Annotated in this window: 17 protein-coding genes and 3 pseudogenes; 15 read left to right on the forward strand and 5 right to left on the reverse strand. The window is 60.6% G+C overall.

Annotation, left to right across the window (positions count from 1 at the left end):
- Positions 1-111: 111 nt before the first annotated feature.
- Positions 112-309, reverse strand: a pseudogene (locus GIB19_RS27150) (integrase); the annotation flags it as partial.
- A gap of 38 nt (positions 310-347) precedes the next feature.
- On the opposite strand from GIB19_RS27150, the gene GIB19_RS27155 reads away from it, so the two are divergent.
- Entirely contained in the window at positions 348-626 is a 279-nt protein-coding gene (locus GIB19_RS27155) for a hypothetical protein (protein ID WP_225876650.1), read from the forward strand.
- Positions 602-1,231, forward strand: coding sequence for an amidohydrolase family protein (locus GIB19_RS27160; protein ID WP_274888725.1), 630 nt, complete (start codon positions 602-604; stop codon positions 1,229-1,231). The genes GIB19_RS27155 and GIB19_RS27160 overlap by 25 nt, the downstream gene beginning before the upstream one ends.
- Positions 1,232-1,335: 104 nt before the next feature.
- Here GIB19_RS27160 and GIB19_RS27165 read toward each other — a convergent pair whose 3' ends face one another.
- The 4 genes from GIB19_RS27165 to GIB19_RS27180 all read right to left on the reverse strand — a co-directional run bounded on the left by GIB19_RS27165 (position 1,336) and on the right by GIB19_RS27180 (position 3,775).
- Positions 1,336-1,791, reverse strand: coding sequence for a methyltransferase family protein (locus tag GIB19_RS27165; protein ID WP_027596318.1), 456 nt, complete (start codon positions 1,789-1,791; stop codon positions 1,336-1,338).
- Between the two features lie 94 nt (positions 1,792-1,885).
- Complete coding sequence (locus GIB19_RS27170) at positions 1,886-2,593, reverse strand: anti-sigma factor (RefSeq protein ID WP_027596317.1); 708 nt, start codon at positions 2,591-2,593, stop codon at positions 1,886-1,888.
- Positions 2,590-3,138: a sigma-70 family RNA polymerase sigma factor gene (locus GIB19_RS27175; RefSeq protein ID WP_027596316.1), complete on the reverse strand. Its 549-nt coding sequence runs from the start codon at positions 3,136-3,138 to the stop codon at positions 2,590-2,592. The genes GIB19_RS27170 and GIB19_RS27175 overlap by 4 nt, the downstream gene beginning before the upstream one ends.
- 109 nt (positions 3,139-3,247) lie before the next feature.
- Positions 3,248-3,775 (reverse strand): DUF3455 domain-containing protein, encoded by a 528-nt coding sequence (locus GIB19_RS27180; protein WP_027596315.1) that lies wholly within the window; start codon positions 3,773-3,775, stop codon positions 3,248-3,250.
- A 215-nt stretch (positions 3,776-3,990) separates the two neighbouring features.
- Here GIB19_RS27180 and GIB19_RS27185 point away from each other — a divergent pair.
- The 13 genes and pseudogenes from GIB19_RS27185 to GIB19_RS27245 form a co-directional block, all read left to right on the forward strand.
- Positions 3,991-4,155, forward strand: a pseudogene (locus GIB19_RS27185) (GFA family protein); the annotation flags it as partial.
- Positions 4,156-4,330: 175 nt separating this feature from the next.
- A complete protein-coding gene (locus GIB19_RS27190) occupies positions 4,331-4,816 on the forward strand; it encodes a sigma-70 family RNA polymerase sigma factor (protein ID WP_033694335.1) in 486 nt (161 codons plus the stop codon).
- A complete protein-coding gene (locus GIB19_RS27195; protein WP_027596313.1) occupies positions 4,813-5,757 on the forward strand; it encodes a FecR domain-containing protein in 945 nt (314 codons plus the stop codon). Before GIB19_RS27190 ends, GIB19_RS27195 begins: the two co-directional genes overlap by 4 nt.
- 97 nt (positions 5,758-5,854) lie before the next feature.
- A complete protein-coding gene (locus tag GIB19_RS27200) occupies positions 5,855-8,380 on the forward strand; it encodes a TonB-dependent siderophore receptor (protein WP_027596312.1) in 2,526 nt (841 codons plus the stop codon).
- 179 nt (positions 8,381-8,559) lie between these two features.
- Positions 8,560-8,724: pseudogene (locus tag GIB19_RS27205) on the forward strand (AraC family transcriptional regulator); the annotation flags it as partial.
- 5 nt (positions 8,725-8,729) lie between these two features.
- Positions 8,730-9,722 (forward strand): APC family permease, encoded by a 993-nt coding sequence (locus GIB19_RS27210; RefSeq protein WP_274888728.1) that lies wholly within the window; start codon positions 8,730-8,732, stop codon positions 9,720-9,722.
- A gap of 381 nt (positions 9,723-10,103) precedes the next feature.
- Entirely contained in the window at positions 10,104-11,330 is a 1,227-nt protein-coding gene (locus GIB19_RS27215) for an MFS transporter (RefSeq protein ID WP_274888729.1), read from the forward strand.
- A 315-nt stretch (positions 11,331-11,645) separates the two neighbouring features.
- Positions 11,646-12,629 (forward strand): DUF1852 domain-containing protein, encoded by a 984-nt coding sequence (locus GIB19_RS27220; protein WP_274888731.1) that lies wholly within the window; start codon positions 11,646-11,648, stop codon positions 12,627-12,629.
- 27 nt (positions 12,630-12,656) lie between these two features.
- Positions 12,657-13,688, forward strand: coding sequence for a methionine synthase (locus GIB19_RS27225; RefSeq protein WP_274888732.1), 1,032 nt, complete (start codon positions 12,657-12,659; stop codon positions 13,686-13,688).
- Between the two features lie 85 nt (positions 13,689-13,773).
- A complete protein-coding gene (locus GIB19_RS27230; RefSeq protein ID WP_265969699.1) occupies positions 13,774-14,280 on the forward strand; it encodes a flavin reductase family protein in 507 nt (168 codons plus the stop codon).
- Between the two features lie 129 nt (positions 14,281-14,409).
- Complete coding sequence (locus GIB19_RS27235) at positions 14,410-14,925, forward strand: sigma-70 family RNA polymerase sigma factor (RefSeq protein ID WP_274888733.1); 516 nt, start codon at positions 14,410-14,412, stop codon at positions 14,923-14,925.
- On the forward strand, positions 14,922-15,845 hold the full coding sequence (locus GIB19_RS27240) for a FecR domain-containing protein (RefSeq protein WP_027596307.1): 924 nt from the start codon (positions 14,922-14,924) through the stop codon (positions 15,843-15,845). The genes GIB19_RS27235 and GIB19_RS27240 overlap by 4 nt, the downstream gene beginning before the upstream one ends.
- Positions 15,846-15,951: 106 nt before the next feature.
- Positions 15,952-18,402: a TonB-dependent siderophore receptor gene (locus GIB19_RS27245; RefSeq protein WP_274888734.1), complete on the forward strand. Its 2,451-nt coding sequence runs from the start codon at positions 15,952-15,954 to the stop codon at positions 18,400-18,402.
- The last annotated feature ends 90 nt before the right edge of the window (positions 18,403-18,492 follow it).

Below are 18,492 nucleotides of genomic sequence, written 5' to 3' on the forward strand. Positions count from 1 at the left end.
AAATGTCGAGGTGAACGACTGACTGACTCAACACTGACCACCGCCAGCACTAGGTCGCAAACCGTCGACCGGGAATGACCGCTTTCGACCCTTTGCAGTCGTTCGGGGTGTCCACCAAACCAAGGGCGATTCATACTGCCGGGTGGATAGGTGCTCTGAGGCGTGTAGCCGGCTTGGGAAAAGACAATCCTCGCTGTGCAGATGGGCTTGATGTATCCAGGCCTGTAGGGCCAGCCGAGTTTGCTCTGTAATCTCAAACTGCACGGGGCGCTGAGTTTTCTGCTGCATCAGAACCACTCTGCTAAGGACGTGCACCATGTCGACACACACCGCACGGCAAAGTGCTTGTGGCTGGGTTTGTCGAAGGCCACCTGCACCTGGAAAAAGCCAACGTGATGCAGCGCAAGGCCAACCGTTCCGGCACCTTGAAGGAAGCGATCGCTGTCACCGCCGAACTGAAGCTCACACTGACCCGTGAGGATATCCGCGAACGTTCGATCCAGGTGCTGCGCGCACTGGTTCAGGCCGGTACCACGCATGTGCGTGCCCATGCCGAGTTCGACCCGCCCAAGGCTTCACCGGGCTCGAAGTGGTGCTGGAGTTGCGCGAGCAATTCCGCGAGGTGATCGACATCCAGGTCGTGGCGTTTCCGCAAGAAGGCATTCTCAAGCTGCCTGGCATGCAGGCCATGATGGCCCAGGCAATGGAGATGGGGGCCGATGTGGTGGGCGGCATTCCCTACAACGACGTGGCGCCGCTGGAGCACATAGATTTCGTCTTTGACTTGGCCAAGCGCTACGGCAAAGACATCGACTTGCACCAGGACTTCGCCGATGACGCCGAGCACATGACCATCGAGTACGTGGCACGTCGAACCATTGCCGAAGGCTACCACGGGCGCGTCTGCGTTGGGCATCTGACCAGCCTGGCCGCCGCCTCGCCAGCGCGACGGGCACAGGTGATTGCGTTGCTACGTGAGGCCGACATCAGCGTGATGTGCCTGCCCGCCACCGACCTGCACCTGGGGGCTCGGGGTGACAGTCACAATGTCAGACGCACCCTGACACCGGTGCGTGCACTGCGCGACGGCGGTGTCACGGTTTGCCTGGCCACCAACAACATCCGCAATGCATTCACACCGTATGGCAGGTGCTCAAGCGCGGCAAGGTGGTTGCCACGGCTGAGCATCGTAGGTCAGTCGCATTTTGAGGCCATCTTGAAGAATTCGTAATCAAGCGGGCTCATTTATCCCCGTGGAGAAGAGCACTGGCTGCGTCTCAGGAAGGTGGCATTGGATCGAGAGCGGCCACTGGCAAGGTGGTAGACGTTTCGTTTCTACAGCCAACGCCTGACCTGTTTGCAGTACTGCGCAAACTCCCTCCCGAAAAGGCTGGCAAGGGCCCGCTCCTCCGGCCCGATCTGGAAGCGGTTCATGTAGATCACGAAGCCCAGCACGCCCAGCAGCGCTGGCGGCCAGGCGAGAAAGATCGACCAGGCTATCAGCACTGTGGCGAATCCTAAGTACATGGGGTTGCGGGTGTACCTGTAAACGCCCGAGCTGACCAGGGCCGAAGCCGTTTCAGGCTTCAGCGGGTTGACTGTGGTACGTGCGTGACGGAAGGAAAGCACGCCGGCCAGGCAAACCGCTACGCCTGCCAGCAATACCAACAGCGCAAGGCCAATGCGCCATTCGAGAGTCAGCTCCAGTGTTCCCGGCAAGTGTCGAGCTGCGAACCACGCCAACAGGCCGAACAGGGTAGCGACCAGCGGCGGAGGAATACGGTTGTCCATGATGAATGCCCGGTAGAGAGAAACTGGCTACCAGCGTGAGGGTTGTAGCCACTTCAGGGTCAAGCCGCTTGTGTACGATAGAGACCTCAGGGGCTCATATGACTTTCACCGCGCGCCCAATGAACTTCACCGGGCCCGTTGGAGCACCGGTCGGGGAGCCGCCCGCTTTCTCAAGGGTCAGCTCGAACAGCTGATTCGGCTCAAGCGCAGGCAAGCGCGTCAGCGGCACCCGGTACTGTTCGCCCGGTTTGACCAACCCCAGCGAAACAGGTGCGCGCCACTGCTCGCCCTTGGTCCAGAACTGCAGGGTCATGCCTTCGGGAACATCGTCCACGCCAAGCGGGATCAGTTCGATCATGCTCGCATCGTTGGCTTGCACTACCCACCCCGGGGCCTGCCCCGACGGCGCTACCAGCACCACCATGTAGGTGGTCACAGGCGGTGTCTTGGTCAGCAGCGCCAAGGCCAGAAGCAAGCTCGCGGCCAACCCCGCAGCGCTCAAGCCCTGCCAGAGTCCAAGCCGCTGCCACCAGCCAGCGCGTGGTTGCCCGGACGGTTGAGCCTCTTCAAGGCTGCGCTCGATCCGGCCCCACAAGCGGTGGCTTGGCGTGATGGGTTCAGCCTGCGTGGTCAGTTCGAGCAGGCGGGCCTCCCAGGCATCCACTGCGGCGCGTACGGCCGGCTCCGTTTTCAACCGGTCCTGCATGGCAGCACGCTGCTCGCCACTCAAGGTACCCAGCACGTACTCGGCTGCCAGGTCGTCCAGGTCCTCGGCGCTGTCATCACCTGGGGTACGCTTCATGTCATGCACTCCCGCAGGGCCTTCAGGCTTCGCTTGATCCATGCCTTCACGGTGCCTAGCGGCGCACCCAGCAGCGCTGCGATTTCGGCATTGCTGCAACCGTCCACATACGCGTGCAGGATGCAACGCTGGGGGGCGGGTTGCAGTTGCTCAAGGCAGCGATAGATTTTCGCCGAGCCTGACCACAATTGCAGGTCGTCCAGCTCCGGGGCCAGGGTTACAGCCGCGATCATGCCAGTCTCGTCCAGGTCGGTTTCCCAGCGGCCGTCACGCACGAAGTTCAGTGCCAGGTGACGGGTAATGCTGTAGACCCAGCCCCGGGCTGAACCGCGCGACGGGTCATAGCTGGCAGCACGTGTCCAGATACGCACAAAGGCATCGTGAACGATATCCTCCGCGCTCGCCTGATCGCGCGCGATGCGCCGTGCGACGCCCAGCAAACGCGCCCCCTCATGCTCATAGAGCGCCTGCAAGGCACGGCGGTCTCCTTGGGCACAAGCGGCAAGACAGCCCTCGAAATCAAATGGAACAACGGGCGAATTCAAAATGGGGTCGTTCCTTCATCATGAAACCTGGACGGTGCCCTGCCTTACCGGCCTGGGGCACGTCCAGCAGCGTAGATGATCAATCGCTGGCCTGCCGCTCAAGCCCTCGTCACTTGGCCGACCAGAACACGTAGTCCGCCTGGTACTTGACTACTTGTTGCGCGCCTTTGCTCTGCGCCGTGCAGTCCATGGCAGGCGCTACGCCACCGCGCGTCGCCAGGCGCTGGATGTAGCTGACCCCTTGCATCGCGCCCTTGCCCTCGGCAGGGTTGGCCTTGACCAGTTGATACGGGATATCGCCTTTGGCCGCCGGGGCGACGGCAAGCTGGGTGCCGGTCACTTTCGAACCGTCCTTGGCCTGCCAGGTGGCCGGAGGACCAAAATAGTCACCTACAGGTTTGCCGCTGCGATCATTGAGCACCGCCTTGGGGCCGACGAAAAACCACTCCGTCTGGCCTGGCGCATTGGCCTTGTCGCGGCATTCGTAGGTGATCTCACCGACACCGACGGTTTCCAGCATGATGGCGTGGCCGTCGGGTACCTTGACGGCGTCCGGGACGCCCGACTGGGCATGGGCGGGTGCAGACGCAAGTACAAGGCAGGCGGCGAGCAGGGAGAAAGCGGGCTTGATGATCATGGGGCGAACTCCGTGGGGTCATGGGTCAGGCAATCACCGACTGCCTGATAAGAACTACCCATCGAGAGCCCTTCTGGATGCACTGGCGCAAAAATATTTTTGCATGCTCGTAATCGATACCGTGCTGACGCCGAAGCAGGCGTGCAGGCTTGCAACGGTCCACTCATCAGGCCGAGGCGGTTACGCTGGCGTTTTCCACCTGCACGGAAGCGCCAGTGAAAAAGGCATACCAAGGAAGCTGCTTGTGCGCAGCGGTCAGTTACCTGCTGCTTACCCCGCCAAAGGCCGTGAGCCACTGCCATTGCAGCCAGTGCCGCAAAGGGCACGGGGCAGCATTCGCTTCTTACGGCAGTGTTCCTCGCAGCATGCTGCGCATCCTTCACCTCGATTCTGCTGCCTCGTGGTACGCGCCCTGCAGCGCAGTGCCTCAAACTGACTGAGATTGCAAAGCATCCTGATACCCCTATAATTGCGATCAATTCTTATCCGCACTTTATAATCAGGAAGATCCAGGTGCCCTACCCCCAGCCGCCCGCATCAGCCCGGCATGATGAGATGCACGCCCTGTACCGCGACCACAGCCAATGGCTGCAAGGCTGGATTCGCAGGCGCCTGGGTAATGCAGACCGGGCGGCCGATATTACCCAGGACACCTTTCTGCGCCTGATCAGCAGCGCGCTACGCCAGCCATTGGCAGAGCCTCGCAGCTTTCTGGCCACCGTGGCGCGGCGAGTGATGATCGACCAGCTGCGCCGACGCAACCTTGAGCAGGCCTACCTGGAGTTCCTCGCCAGCCAGCCGGTACTCGAAGAGTGCTCGCCCGAACAACGCCTGCTGATGCTGGAAACCCTGATGCAACTGAACGCCATGCTCGACGGGCTGGGCCAGAAAGTGCGTGACACCTTTCTGTACGTGCAACTCGATGGCCTGACCTACCCAGAGGTCGCCCAGCGCCTCGGTGTGTCGGTCAGTTCGGTGACGAAGTACATGGCCAAGGCCACCGAACGTTGCCTGCTGTTCGCTTTTGATGCGCAACTGTGAACCCCGCCGACCAGCGCCAGGCCCTGCGCGAAGCGGCACACTGGCATGCGCGCTTTCTCGCAGCGCCTGACTGCGCCGAAAACCGGGCACAGTGGCAAGCCTGGCTTGACGAAGCGCCTTTGCACGGTTGGGCCTGGGGGCGCCTGGAGCAATTGCAGGCAGGCCTTGCGGGCGTGCATGGCCCGCTGGCACGGCATACCCTTGCCGCAGGACAGATCGGGACGGGACGGCGTAAGGTGCTCAAGACGCTGGTGCTCGGTGTGGGGCTGGCCGGGGTAGCCTGGACAGGCTATCGCAACGCCCCCATCTGGTTGGCCGATGTGCGTACCGCGACCGGCGAACGCCGCAGCCTGACCCTGCAGGATGGCACGCGGCTGACGCTCAATACAGCCTCTGTGGTCGATATCCGGTACAGCGCAGAGCAGCGCCTGATCGTCCTGGTCGAAGGCGAAATCGCCGTACACACCGCCGCTGACTCTCGCCCGCTGCGGGTGCGCACGGTACATGGCGACATGCGCGCCCTGGGCACTGATTTCACCGTGCGCCTGCATGCCGACTGCACCGAGCTGTCCGTTATCGAACACGCCGTTGCGGTGCACAACGCCGCGAGCGCCCATGAGGTGCGGGTTGAAGCAGGCATGGCCCTGGCCTTCGACAACGGGCTGCTGCCAGAGCCACGCCCAGCCGAAATGGCTCGCACGGCATGGCGCGATGGCCAACTGGTGCTCGACGGCTGGCCGCTGCGCCGCGCCCTGGCCGAACTGCAGCGCTACCGCCCCGGCGTGCTGAGTTGCAGTGACGACGTGGCCGGGCTGCGTCTGGCTGGGGTGTATCCACTGGACGACACCGACCGCGCCCTGGTGGCGATTGCCGAGGCGCTGCAGCTGAAAGTCAGCACCTGGACTCGCTACTGGGTCAGGCTGATGCCTGCCACGTCGTGATGTCAGATGAAAATATTTCTCAACCGCATTGTCGGATTGGCCTCTCTCGTTCGAGCTCTCCTGCAAACCGCCCAAACAGGCATTTGAAGGAGCTGTCATGCCTAGAACAACAAGCTGCCCATACCCACGCCGAAAACACCTCACCTCCCTGCTGCTTGGCAGCGCCATCGCAGTGCATGCGGGGCTGCTGGCCCCGCTGCTGTCGACGGGCGCCCAGGCCCACGCCGAACAGGCCAGCCGCGTCTACGATATCGCCCCAGGGCCGTTGATGACGACCCTGAACCGCTTCGCCCGCGAGGCCGGGGTGCTGCTGTCGTTCGATGCGGCGCTGACCCAGGGACGGCAGAGCAGCGGGCTGCGCGGTGGCTACAGTATCGAACAGGGGTTTGCCCAACTGCTGGCCGGCACCGGGCTACAGGCTTTGCTGGTGGGCAACAACTATGTGCTGGTGAGCCAGGTTGATGCAGGTTCGGCGCTGCAACTGGGCGCAACCAGCATCACGGGTGAAGGTTTGGGCCTGACCACCGAGGGAAGCGGCTCTTACACCACCGGCGAAACTGCCGCCGCCACACGCCTGAACCTGAGCCTGCGCAAAACCCCGCAGTCGATCAGCGTGGTCACCCGCCAGCAGATGGACGACCAGAACCTGCAAAGTGTTTCCGAAGTCCTGAAGCAAACGCCCGGTGTCACGGTCAACCAGGAAAGCTCCGAAGCCTTTACCTTCTATTCGCGCGGTTTCAAGCTGGATAACTACCAGTTCGATGGTGTGCCCAGCCTGTCCTCCGACGGCGGCTCATTGCGCGACAACTACAGCATCGGCAACAGCCTGGTCTATGACCGGGTCGAAGTGCTCAAGGGCGCAACCGGGCTGGTCAACGGCGCCGGCAACCCTTCGGGGGTCATCAACCTGGTGCGCAAGCGCCCCACTGCCGAACTACAGGGCCATATCGGCGCAGGCGCCGGGTCCTGGGACAAATACCAGGCCGACTTCGACCTTGCCGGCCCGTTGACCGACAGCGGTAATGTCCGTGGCCGCATGGTGGCTGGCACCCAATCCCAGCACAGTTACGTCGAGTACCTGACCGGCGAGCAGAACACCTTCTATGGCGTGCTGGAAGCCGACCTCAGCGAGAGCACCCTGTTCACGCTTGGCTACGACGTGCAGAAAAACTACGACAACGGCAGCACCACCGGCGCACTGCCCGCGTTCTTCCTCGATGGCCGTACGGTCAAGTTCGACCGTGACACCAACGCCGCCGACCGCTGGACCTGGCGCAACCAGGAAACCCAGCGTGCTTTTGCAGAACTTGCCCATACCTTCGATAACGACTGGGTACTCAAGGGCGTGCTCAGCAGCCGTGATTACCGCTCGCGCGAGCTGATCTCGGGTATCAGCAGCGAGGCCATCCAGGCAGACGGCAGCATTTCCCATGGCTTTATCGGCGGCAACATCGACCCCGATACCGGCGCCGTGAACAACAACGGCACCGCGAGCAAATTCAACACCACCAGCAAGGAAAAAGGCCTGGACCTGTATGCTCGCGGCCCGTTCTCGCTGGGCGGACGCGTGCATGAAGCCGTGTTCGGCTACAGCATCGCCCACACCAAATCCACCTCCAAGCGTGATGATGGCGTGACCAATGGCGTCATCGACGACGTATTCCAGTGGGACGGCTACGGCGATACCCCGACCAACTTTGAATGGTGGTCCACCTTTGATATCGAAGCGCGGCAGAAGGTTGGCTTCGCGGCCACCATTCTCAAACCCACCGACGCGCTGGCAGTTATCCTGGGGGCACGGATCGTCGACTACAAATGGGACATCGACACGATCAACGCCATCGGTCGCCGCCTCCCGGCCAGCGCCACCAACTCCAGTGAAATCGTGCCTTACGCCGGCGTCACCTACGACCTGGACCAGTACCACACCGTGTATGCCAGTTACACCGACGTGTTCAAGCCGCAGGCCTACAGCCTCGGTACGGACGGCAAGCCCATCGACCCGCTCACCGGCGCCAGCTATGAGATCGGTATCAAAGGCGCCTACTTCGAAAACCGCCTGAATGCCAGCCTGGCCCTGTTCGAGCTGAAGCAGGACAACTTCGCAGTGCTCACCGGCGGCACCACGCCAAGTGGCGGCGGCGCCTACCGGGCAGCGCAAGGCGTCACCACGCGCGGCGTCGAGCTGGAAATGAACGGCGAACTGATGAAGGACCTGCAAGTGATGGCGGGCTACACCTTCGCCGAATCCCACGATGCGGATGACCAGCGCGTGGCGACCAACCAACCGCAACATCTGCTCAAGCTGGCGACCAACTACCGCCTGCAGGGCGAATGGCGCAAGTTCACCGTGGGCGGTAATGCGTATTGGCAGAGTTCGACCTTCTTCAAGCCAAGCGATGAGGACTGGTACGCGATCGACGATCCGGCTGCCAAGTTCGAACAGAAGTCCTACGCGCTGGTGGGGCTGGTAGGTGGCTATGACTTCACCCGCAACCTGAAGGCTACCCTTAACGTCAACAACCTGTTCGACAAGCATTACTACAGTGGCATTGGCAACTACGGCACGGTTTTCTATGGGGCGCCGCGTAACCTGATGGTCAATGTGAAGTACAGCTTCTAGGATATTCCCAAGCACCAGACCGAAGCCCCCGGCACCACGACGCCGGGGGACCGTGCCCATGATGGGTTCACTGCGCGTAAAGGGTCACGACAATTTCCAACAAAGCAATCACGGCTAGGCACCCCAATGCCTGAACAGCGGATGCTAGCGCTCACCGCACCTTCCGGAGACTCCGCTCGTTGACTGACTCACAGCACTGCCCTACCTACGCGAAACGGTTCGAAGCCGTGCTTGCCTACATCGACAGCCACCTTGAAGGTGACCTGTCGGTGAACGCCTTGAGCCGCATCGCCAACTTCTCGGCGTTTCACTTCCATCGGCAGTTCACGGCATACATGGGTATCTGTTCATGCCCATGGTCGCCTGGTTGGTGCAATCGGTTTTTCTCAATGTGCAATTCCCTGCCATACCGTTCTGGGGCTGGATGTTGGTCAACATTGGCCTGACCACGCTGGTGAACGTCCTGGGGCTTAGCCTTGCCGACCGGACAAACAAATTGCTGACAGGGTTGGGCATCGCCCTTGTGTTGCTGTTTGTGGTGCTGTGCGTTGTCCACCTGGCCCATCAGTCTCCGGTAGCCCTGACCGCGCCACTCTGGAACCCCAGTAGCACCTTCCTAGGTGTGTCTGCAGCGGCGGCCGTGGCGGTCTATTCCTATCTGGGTTTCGATGCAGTCACTACAATGGCCGAGGAAACGCGCGACGCGAAGCGCAACATCCCGCGCGCCGTGGTGCTGGTGATGGCAACGGCAGGCCTGCTGTTTGCGTTGGTGGCGTACATCATGCAGCTGGTCCATCCCGGCGGCGTATTCGAAGATGCCCAGATTGCTGCTTATCTCATGTCCGTCGAAGTGGGCGGGCAGATATTTGCGGATTGGCTGAACCTCGGTTTGATCATCTCCGGGTTTGCTTCGGGCCTCATCGTGCAACTCAGTACCAGCCGCCTGCTTTACTTCATGGGCCGGGCCGACATACTGCCCAAGAAGTTCTTCGGCACGCTCAGCCCGAAGACCCAGGCTCCGGTGTTCAACCTGCTGTTCACCGCCGTAATCGGACTGCTGGGTTTGAACCTCACGCTCGAAATGGCGACCTCCTTCATCAACTTCGGTGCCTTCCTTGGGTTCACCGCAGTGAACCTGTGCGTCATCTGCTACTTCTACCGCGCTCGTCGGCGCCAGAGCCTCGGGCTTGTGAGTTATCTGTTGTTTCCACTGCTGGGCATGTGCGTAAACCTGTATCTGGTGAGCCAGCTGAGTGCGACCGCGATCGTCATTGGGCTCTGTTGGCTTACCCTCGGCGTGATCTATCTCACCTGGCTGACACATGTTTCGAAAAATCCATGAAGGAAGTGTTTCATCCGTTCGGTATCAAGATGACCGGACATGATGGACATATTCAAGATCCATTGCACGCAGCGTTGAGAGACCGAGGCTACATCCACAACAAGGTCAGGAAAAAGCCAATCATGGGTTTCCTATGTACAGACCACTTTGAGCCACTGACTGTCCACCATGGGTCGAAAACGGTCGCCAATGCATATCCGGCCCCCATCGCCCCTCATCAGCCAGCCGCCGCCGCTCTGCACAGCGCCTTTCATCGATCTCACTGATGACTACTATCAAGCCGCGCGCCTGTGTAGTTGCCCACCCCCACCCGTATAATCGCCTCCAATTTCCCCCCTCCTCCTCGTCTTTCAGGCGACTTCCCCCTTGGAACCCAGCACCATGCCAAGCGACAGCCAGGCCCCTAGCGGCCTTCCCGAACATAATCAACAAAGCGTCAAACAGCAGTGGCTGGCGATTCTTTCGGTCGCGGTGGGTGCCTTTGCCCTGGTGACCAGCGAGTTTCTCCCGGTCGGCGTACTCAACGATGTCGCCAGCGACTTGGGCATCAGCGCCGGCCAGGCCGGGCTGATGGTTACCCTGCCCGGCATCATGGCCGCCCTCGCCGCCCCCTTGTTGTCTGTAGGCATTGGCGCCTTGGACCGTCGTTACCTGCTGATCGGCCTGACGCTGATCATGATCATCGCCAACGCGGTGGTGGCCTACGCCAGCGACTTCAACCTGCTGCTGTTCGGCCGTGTGCTGCTGGGCATCTGCATCGGCGGCTTCTGGGCGACGGCCATTGCCCTCAGCGGCCGCCTGGCGCCCAAGGGTGTGGGCGTTGCGCAGGCCACGTCGATCATCATGGTCGGTGTGACACTAGCCACTGTCCTGGGTGTGCCCGTGGGCACCTGGTTGAGTGGCCTGATGGGCTGGCGCATGACGTTTCTGGTGACCGCGTTGGTGGGCGTGCCGGTGCTGCTGGCGCAGATCCTGCTGCTGCCGCGGCTTAACCCAGACAAGGCCATTCGCATCAGTGACCTGCCGGCGCTGTTCATCAATCCGCAGGCGCGGGTTGGCTTGATCGCGGTATTGCTGATTGGCCTGGCGCACTTTGCCGCCTACACCTATGTCGCGCCCTTCTTCAAGCAAAGCGCTGGCTTTGATGGGCCGACCATTGGTTCGTTGCTGCTGCTCTATGGCGTCGCGGGCGTCATCGGCAATATTTTTGCCGGCTTCGCCGCCAACCGAAGCGTGCGTCATACCCTGATGCTGGTCGCCCTGATGATAGGCGTCAGCACCGCGCTGTTCCCCTACTTTGCCACCGGCATGACCGGCGCGGCGATGCTGATCGCACTGTGGGGCTTCGCCTTCGGCGCCTTCCCGGCGTGCGCCAGTATCTGGATGTTTGTCGTAGCACCCAAGGATGTCGAACGCGGCATGCCACTGTTCGTCGCTATGTTCCAGGTGATCATTGCCTTGGGCTCGTTCTTCGGTGGGCAGATCGTCGACCAGTTGGGCACCGCAGTACTGCTGAGCTTGGCCACGGCACTGGTGGGTTGTGGTTTTGCGACGGTGCTGGTGCTGGGGCGTAACGTGAGTAACCGATTGGCGGTTCAACCCTGCTGATAGGGGCGCAAGCTGCCAACGGCCTTTGGCAGCTTGCGCCTTTGTGTGCCGCACTCGTATACAGGTCTTTTTGGGCAGGCAGCAGACGCCGCGGCCGCAGGGCGACGGCGGCGCGTCGCTGGCGCCCTTCAATCATGAGATAAAATAAAGTTCATCTCAAAAATAATGAGATTTCCTCATATTCCTTCACGCCTGAAAATCCCCCTATCGTTTTTTGCGCCGGCTCGCAGGTTACCTGGCGAAGCCCACACTGCGTAAACGCACCGGAAAGCTCTGGTGCACTGAACAATTAAGGGATTAAGGCACCGCACCAACATGAACAACACGCTTGCTTTTGCTATCAAGAGCGTCTGTTTCGATGAGCACTACCAGCCCTCGGACAACACGCGCATCACCACCAACTTTGCCAACCTGGCGAGAGGCACCAGCCGCCAAGCGAATTTACGCAACACCTTGAAGATGATCGACAATCACTTCAATGCACTGGCGCATTGGGACAACCCCACCGGCGATCGTTACACGGTAGCGCTGGAGATCATTTCTGTTGAGATGAACCTCGATGCTGAAAGCGGTGACCCGGCCCTACCACTGATCGAACTACTGAAAACGACCGTCATTGATAAAAAAACCAACACGCGTATCGATGGCATTGTCGGCAATAACTTCTCGTCCTACGTGCGCGATTATGATTTCAGCGTGCGCTTGCTGGCCCACAACAAAGGCCGGCCCACCTTCAGCACGCCAGAGGATTTCGGCGACCTGCATGGAAAACTGTTCCAGTGCTTCGTGAACTCAGCGGCCTACAAAGCGCATTTCAACAAGCCACCGGTTATTTGCCTGAGCGTTTCGAGCAGCAAAACCTATCAGCGCACTGAAAACCAGCACCCTGTACTGGGGGTCGAGTACCAGCAAGACGCGTATTCGCTGACGGATGAGTACTTCAAGAAAATGGGCTTGAAGGTTCGCTACTTCATGCCGCCAAACAGCGTTGCGCCGCTGGCTTTTTACTTCACCGGCGACCTGCTGGGTGATTACAGCAACCTTGAACTCATCAGCACCATCAGCACGATGGACACCTTTCAGAAGATTTACCGCCCCGAGATTTACAACGCGAACGCGGTCGCTGGAAGGTCCTATCAGCCCAGCTTGCAGCACCAGGACTATTCATTGACGCGCATTGTCTATGATCGCGAAGAGCGCAGCCGACTGGCGATTGAACAAGGTCGGTTCGCCGAAGAGCACTTCATCAAACCCTACCACGCCGTACTTGAGCAGTGGTCCGCCAATTACGCTCATTGACGCTTCCCACGTTCAAGGTCTTTTACTATGAAAAAGCTGTTACCCACTTCAACCGCCGGCAGTTTGCCTAAACCGTCCTGGCTCGCACAACCTGAAACACTTTGGTCGCCTTGGAAGCTGCAAGATGAGGCCCTGATCGAGGGCAAACACGATGCCTTGCGTTTGTCATTGCACGAGCAGCAAGTTGCAGGCATTGACATTGTCAGCGATGGTGAGCAAACGCGACAGCACTTTGTCACGACGTTTATTGAGCACCTCAGCGGTGTCGATTTCGAGAAGCGTGAAACCGTTAGAATTCGCGATCGCTATGACGCCAGTGTGCCGACGGTTGTCGGGGCTGTGGCTCGCCAGAAACCGGTGTTTGTCGAGGATGCCAAGTTCTTGCGTCAGCAAACCAAGCAACCCATAAAATGGGCACTGCCGGGTCCCATGACCATGATTGATACGCTGTACGACAGTCACTATAAAAGCCGTGAAAAGCTGGCCTGGGAATTTGCCAAAATTCTCAACCAGGAGGCCAAGGAGTTAGAAGCCGCTGGAGTCGACATCATCCAGTTCGATGAACCCGCATTCAACGTCTTCTTTGATGAGGTGAACGACTGGGGGGTGGCCACCCTGGAGAGGGCCATTGAAGGGCTTAAATGCGAAACGGCTGTGCATATCTGCTACGGGTATGGCATCAAGGCCAACACCGACTGGAAAAAAACCCTCGGGTCAGAATGGCGGCAGTATGAAGAAGCCTTCCCCAAGCTGCAAAAATCCAGCATCGACATCGTTTCGCTGGAATGCCACAACTCCCGCGTGCCGATGGACCTGATTGAACTGATTCGCGGTAAAAAGGTGATGGTTGGCGCCATTGATGTGGCAACCCATACCATTGAAACACCCGAGGAAGTCGCCAACACCCTGCGCAAGGCCCTTCAGTTTGTCGACATCGACAAGCTCTACCCGTGCACCAACTGCGGCATGGCGCCGTTACCGCGTCACGTTGCCAGGGGGAAATTGAGTGCGTTGACTGCAGGCGCTGAAATCGTCCGCAGAGAGTATGCGAACGCATAGTGAACTCACGGTATACGTGGTTTACGGGGGGCCGCTTCAGGCCCTCCTTGGCACACTCGATCAGCACTTACTGCTCAGGGTCTTTATGTCACTTCCCACTGCTGCAATCGAACCGTCGCGGTTTCGCGAAGCCCTCGGGCACTACGCCTCCGGCATCACGGTGATTACATCGCACCTTGACGATGAACCGATTGGCTTCACCTGCCAGTCGTTCTACAGCGTGTCGATGAGCCCGCCGCTGGTGTCGTTCAGCGTAATGTGCAGTTCTGCCAGCTACCCCAAAATTCGCCAGGCAGGTCGATTTGCGGTCAATATCCTGTCGGGTGAACAAGCCAAGGTGTCCAACCAGTTCGCCCGACGCGGCACGGACAAGTGGCACGGGATCGACTGGAAGAAATCACCGCTCGGTAATCCGGTCATTGCCGGCAGCCTGCACTGGCTTGATTGCGAAATTCACGCCGAGCACGTCGCAGGTGACCACCTGATCGTGATCGGTGAAGTGAAAGCGCTAAACCCGCAAGCCGCTGCTACCACGCAGCCATTACTGTATTTCAAAGGCGAGTATTGCCACCTCCCCACAGCAGCCGCCTGAAAAGGGTTGACTGCGCTGCAACCCGCAGCGTCGATTCAACTTCCCGCTCTGTGTTCTTCCCAGCCTTGGCCAATCCCTCTACAATCGAGAGTGTTTCGTATTTGCATCCTACGCCGGCTGGGAGAGGGAATGTCCACAATGCCACCCGACGCAGTACCTCATGAGCATCTGCATGCGCTGTACCGTGACCACAACGTGTGGTTGCGTAGCTGGTTGCGCCATCGGCTGAACAACTCAGCGGATGCCGCGGACCTGGCCCAGGATACCTTTGTGCGCGTGCTGCTGGCTCGCACCGCCAACAGCCTGAAGGAGCCTCGGCACTACCTGGCGACCATCGCCCGCGGCCTGGTCATCGATCTGTACCGGCGGCGCAGCCTGGAACAGGCCTACCTCGAAGCCTTGCAACTGCGCCCCGAAGCGTATGCCCCTTCGGCAGAAACCCGTGCACAGATCCTGGATAGCCTGCTGGCCATCGATCGCCTGCTCGATGGCCTAGGCACGCGTACCCGGCAAATTTTCCTGGCGGTGCAGCTGGATGGGCTGTCCTACGAGAAAGCCGCTGAACGCTGTGGGGTATCGGTGAGCACCGTGCGCAAGCACCTGGCCCGCGGCCTGATGCATTGCCTGCTGCTGGACGAGGTATGAAGCGCGCCCTGGCCCAGGCGGTGGACTGGTATGTGCGCCTTAACGAAAGCACGGTCAGCCCTGCCACCCACAGCCAGTGGCAAGCCTGGCTGGCGGCGGACCCGCAGCACGCACAAGCCTGGGCCCGGCTTGAACACTTGCAGCAGCGCTTGGCCCAAGCCCCTGCGGCGGTAGGTGCGGCGACCCTTGAACAAGCCCGGCAACAGCGCCGTGCGGCGGTGAAGATGCTGGCGCTGTTGCTCGGGGTCGGCGTGGTCGGTTGGCAGGGTTATCAGCTTTCGCCTTGGCAGGCGGACTACGCCACGCGCGTGGGGCAACGCCGCCACCTGACGCTGGCTGACGGCAGCCGCTTGGTGCTGGACACCGACACCCAAGTGAACCTGCATTTCGATGGCCAGCAGCGGCTGATCGTGCTGAAGCAGGGCGAAATTCTGGTGGAAACGGCCAAGGATGCACGCCCACTGAGCGTGCAATCGGCCGAGGGCCGAATCCTCGCCCTCGGCACGCGCTTTGCCGTGCGCCAGGGGCACGGCAGCACGCGGGTCACGGTCGAGGCGCACGCCGTGGAGGTCCGACCAAGGCTGGCGCAAGCACAGGTGATGCGTGCCGAAGCTGGGCAAACCCTGACCTTTACCGCAGACCGAATCGGGCCACTGCACCCCGCCGCCGCGCAAAGTTCGGCCTGGGCGCGGGGCATGCTGGTGGTGGTCGACTGGCGCCTGGACGACGTGCTCGCCGAGCTTTCACGCTACCGCCCCGGCTACCTCGGTTGCACGCCAGAGGTCGCCGGTTTACGGCTGTCCGGCACCTTCCTGCTGGATGACAGCGAGGCGGTGCTGGCCAATCTGCAGGACTCCCTGCCCGTGCACATCCGGCGCCTGACCCGTTACTGGGTGCGGATCGAGGCGGGTGCGGCATGAAGCAAAACTTTTTCGCGTGAGGGGTAACAGATTTCGATTTCTGCTTCGGCTCTAGCTGCACATGCGTAAAAACGCAGCCACTGCCAACCCCAACAGGAAGTTGTTCATGTTCGTACCCCCCTCCCGACTCGCCTGCGGTATCCACCGCGCAGCGCTCACCCTGAGCCTGGCCGGCTCGCTGCTGGTGCTGCCCGCTGCCTGGGCGCAAGCACAGCGCTATGACATCCCAGCTGGCAGCCTGGCCGAGGCCCTCAGCCAATTCGCTGCCGCCAGCGGGGTCATGATCACCTTCAGCGCCGAAGATACCGCGGGCCTCGGCTCACCAGGCCTGCAGGGGGATTTCGAGCTGCACCAGGGATTTGCCCAGTTGCTCCAGGGCAGCGGCCTGCGGCTCGTGCAGGCGGGGAACAAACGGTACGTGCTGGCCAAGGCCGAGCGCGGCGCCGCCTTGGAACTGGGCGCCACCAGCATCAACGCCGCAGGCCTGGGGGCCACCACCGAGGGCACTGGCTCGTACACCACAGGCCAGAGCAACACGGCCACCAAACTGCCGTTGACCCTTCGCGAAACCCCGCAGTCGATCAGCGTGGTTACCCGTCAGCGTATGGATGACCAGGGGCTGAACGACATCACCGAGGTGTTGCAGCAGACGCCGGGGTTATCGGTGCAGAGCCTTGGCAGTGAGCGTTTCAACATTTATTCGCGTGGCTACTCGGTTGATAACTACCAGTTCGACGGCATCCCCACCACGCTGGATATCGCAACCCAGATGTCGGCGCAGAGCCTGGCCGACATGGCCATCTACGACCGTGTCGAAGTGCTGCGCGGTGCTACTGGGCTAATGACCGGCGCGGGCGACCCTTCGGCCACGATCAACCTCGTGCGCAAACGCCCTACGGCCGAATTCAAGGGCCACATCACGGCTGGCGTGGGTTCGTGGGACAAGTACCGTAGCGAAGTCGACCTGTCCGGCCCGTTGACGCCCTCCGGCAACGTGCGTGGGCGGATGGTCGCGGCTTACCAGCAGAACAACAGCTTCATGGACCATTATTCCCAGGAAAAACAGATTTTCTACGGGGTCCTCGAAGCCGACCTGACCGACACCACGTTGCTGACGGTGGGTGCCGACTACCAGAAAAACAACCCGCAAGGCTCGTCTTCGGTGGCGTTCCCGCTGTTCCACAGCAATGGCGAGCAAACGTCGTGCTCGCGCTCCACCAACAGCGCCGCGCGCTGGAGCCACAACCCGCAAGATGCCCTCAACACCTTCGCAAGCCTCGAGCAGAAATTGGCGTATGACTGGACCCTGAAGGCGTCGGTCAACCAGATGTATATCAAGCGTGACGACTACAAACTGGCCACCGCCAGTTGGGGCTTCCCCGACGAGAGCACCGGCGCAGGTGTACGCCTGTATGGTGGCGCAGGCAGCACCTGGCAGAAACAGACCGGCCTGGATGTGCAAGCCCAAGGCCCGTTCCAGCTGTTCGGCCGCCAGCATGAGTTGATCGTCGGCTACAACTATTCACGTTACGAAAACCGCCATACGCCGACCCGGGGTACCCGCATCGAAGGCACCTTCGTCAACTTCTACGACTGGGACAACTACACAGACAAACCGGTAATGGGTGGCGGCAAGCTCTATGATGGCGACACCGTCATTCACCAGACCGGCACCTACATTGCCACCCGCCTGCGCCCGACCGATGACCTGTCGGTTATCCTGGGTGCGCGAGTCAGCAAGTACGACTACGACTACGACCTGACCTACCCGGCGACGCCCCTCAGCAACCGCACGACCGACTACAAGGAAAACGGCGTTGTCACCCCTTACGCCGGTGTGGTCTATGACCTCAACGACATCCACTCGGTGTATGCCAGCTGGACCAGCATCTACAAACCACAGAGCCTGCGTGATGCCGACGGCTCGACCCTCGAGCCGCGTGAGGGCGACAACTACGAGGTGGGCCTGAAGAGTGAATTCTTCGACGGTCGCCTGAATACCAGCATCGCAGCCTATGAGGTCAAGCAGGACAACCTGGCCGTGCTCGACGAAGGCAAGACCGTCAACAATGATGGTATGACTGCCGCGTACAAAGCCGTGAGCGGCGCCACCACCCGTGGCTTTGAAGTCGAGGCCAACGGCGAGTTGATGCCCGGCTGGAACGTCTCGGCCAGCTATAACCACGGCATCACCAAGGACCGCGATGGCGAGCGCTTGAACACCGAAGCCCCGGCCAACATGGTGAAGCTGTGGAGCACCTACCGGCTACCGGGCGACTTCGACCGCCTGACCGTCGGCGGCGGTGCCAACTGGCAGAGCGGCACCCACATCACCGTCACGCCAAGCACCGCATTGGGCACGGTCAAAGCCAAGCAATCGCAGTTCACCGTGGTCAACCTGATGGCCCGCTATCAACTGACCGACCAACTTTCCACGACGCTCAACATCAACAACCTGTTCGACAAGAAATACATCAGTGCGTTGGATACCACGTTCTACAGCGGCTATTACGGCGAGCCGCGCAACGTGATGTTGAATACCCGATACGATTTCTGAGCAGCCTCATGGCCTGAAATAAGGGGCCGCTGCGCGCCGAGTGTGTGATTTTTGCTGCTGAGCCTGCGTCTGAAACGCTACCCCTCGCTG

Source organism: Pseudomonas sp. ITEM 17296 (assembly GCF_028895205.1).
Lineage (GTDB): Bacteria > Pseudomonadota > Gammaproteobacteria > Pseudomonadales > Pseudomonadaceae > Aquipseudomonas > Aquipseudomonas kermanshahensis.

Coding starts and splice junctions, on each gene's coding strand:
- GIB19_RS27165 (WP_027596318.1), bottom strand. CDS start 1,791: ATGGACAACCGTATTCCTCCGCCGCTGGTCGCTACCCTGTTCGGCCTG.
- GIB19_RS27170 (WP_027596317.1), bottom strand. CDS start 2,593: ATGAAGCGTACCCCAGGTGATGACAGCGCCGAGGACCTGGACGACCTG.
- GIB19_RS27180 (WP_027596315.1), bottom strand. CDS start 3,775: ATGATCATCAAGCCCGCTTTCTCCCTGCTCGCCGCCTGCCTTGTACTT.
- GIB19_RS27190 (WP_033694335.1), top strand. CDS start 4,331: ATGCACGCCCTGTACCGCGACCACAGCCAATGGCTGCAAGGCTGGATT.
- GIB19_RS27200 (WP_027596312.1), top strand. CDS start 5,855: ATGCCTAGAACAACAAGCTGCCCATACCCACGCCGAAAACACCTCACC.
- GIB19_RS27210 (WP_274888728.1), top strand. CDS start 8,730: ATGCCCATGGTCGCCTGGTTGGTGCAATCGGTTTTTCTCAATGTGCAA.
- GIB19_RS27215 (WP_274888729.1), top strand. CDS start 10,104: ATGCCAAGCGACAGCCAGGCCCCTAGCGGCCTTCCCGAACATAATCAA.
- GIB19_RS27220 (WP_274888731.1), top strand. CDS start 11,646: ATGAACAACACGCTTGCTTTTGCTATCAAGAGCGTCTGTTTCGATGAG.
- GIB19_RS27225 (WP_274888732.1), top strand. CDS start 12,657: ATGAAAAAGCTGTTACCCACTTCAACCGCCGGCAGTTTGCCTAAACCG.
- GIB19_RS27230 (WP_265969699.1), top strand. CDS start 13,774: ATGTCACTTCCCACTGCTGCAATCGAACCGTCGCGGTTTCGCGAAGCC.
- GIB19_RS27235 (WP_274888733.1), top strand. CDS start 14,410: ATGTCCACAATGCCACCCGACGCAGTACCTCATGAGCATCTGCATGCG.
- GIB19_RS27240 (WP_027596307.1), top strand. CDS start 14,922: ATGAAGCGCGCCCTGGCCCAGGCGGTGGACTGGTATGTGCGCCTTAAC.
- GIB19_RS27245 (WP_274888734.1), top strand. CDS start 15,952: ATGTTCGTACCCCCCTCCCGACTCGCCTGCGGTATCCACCGCGCAGCG.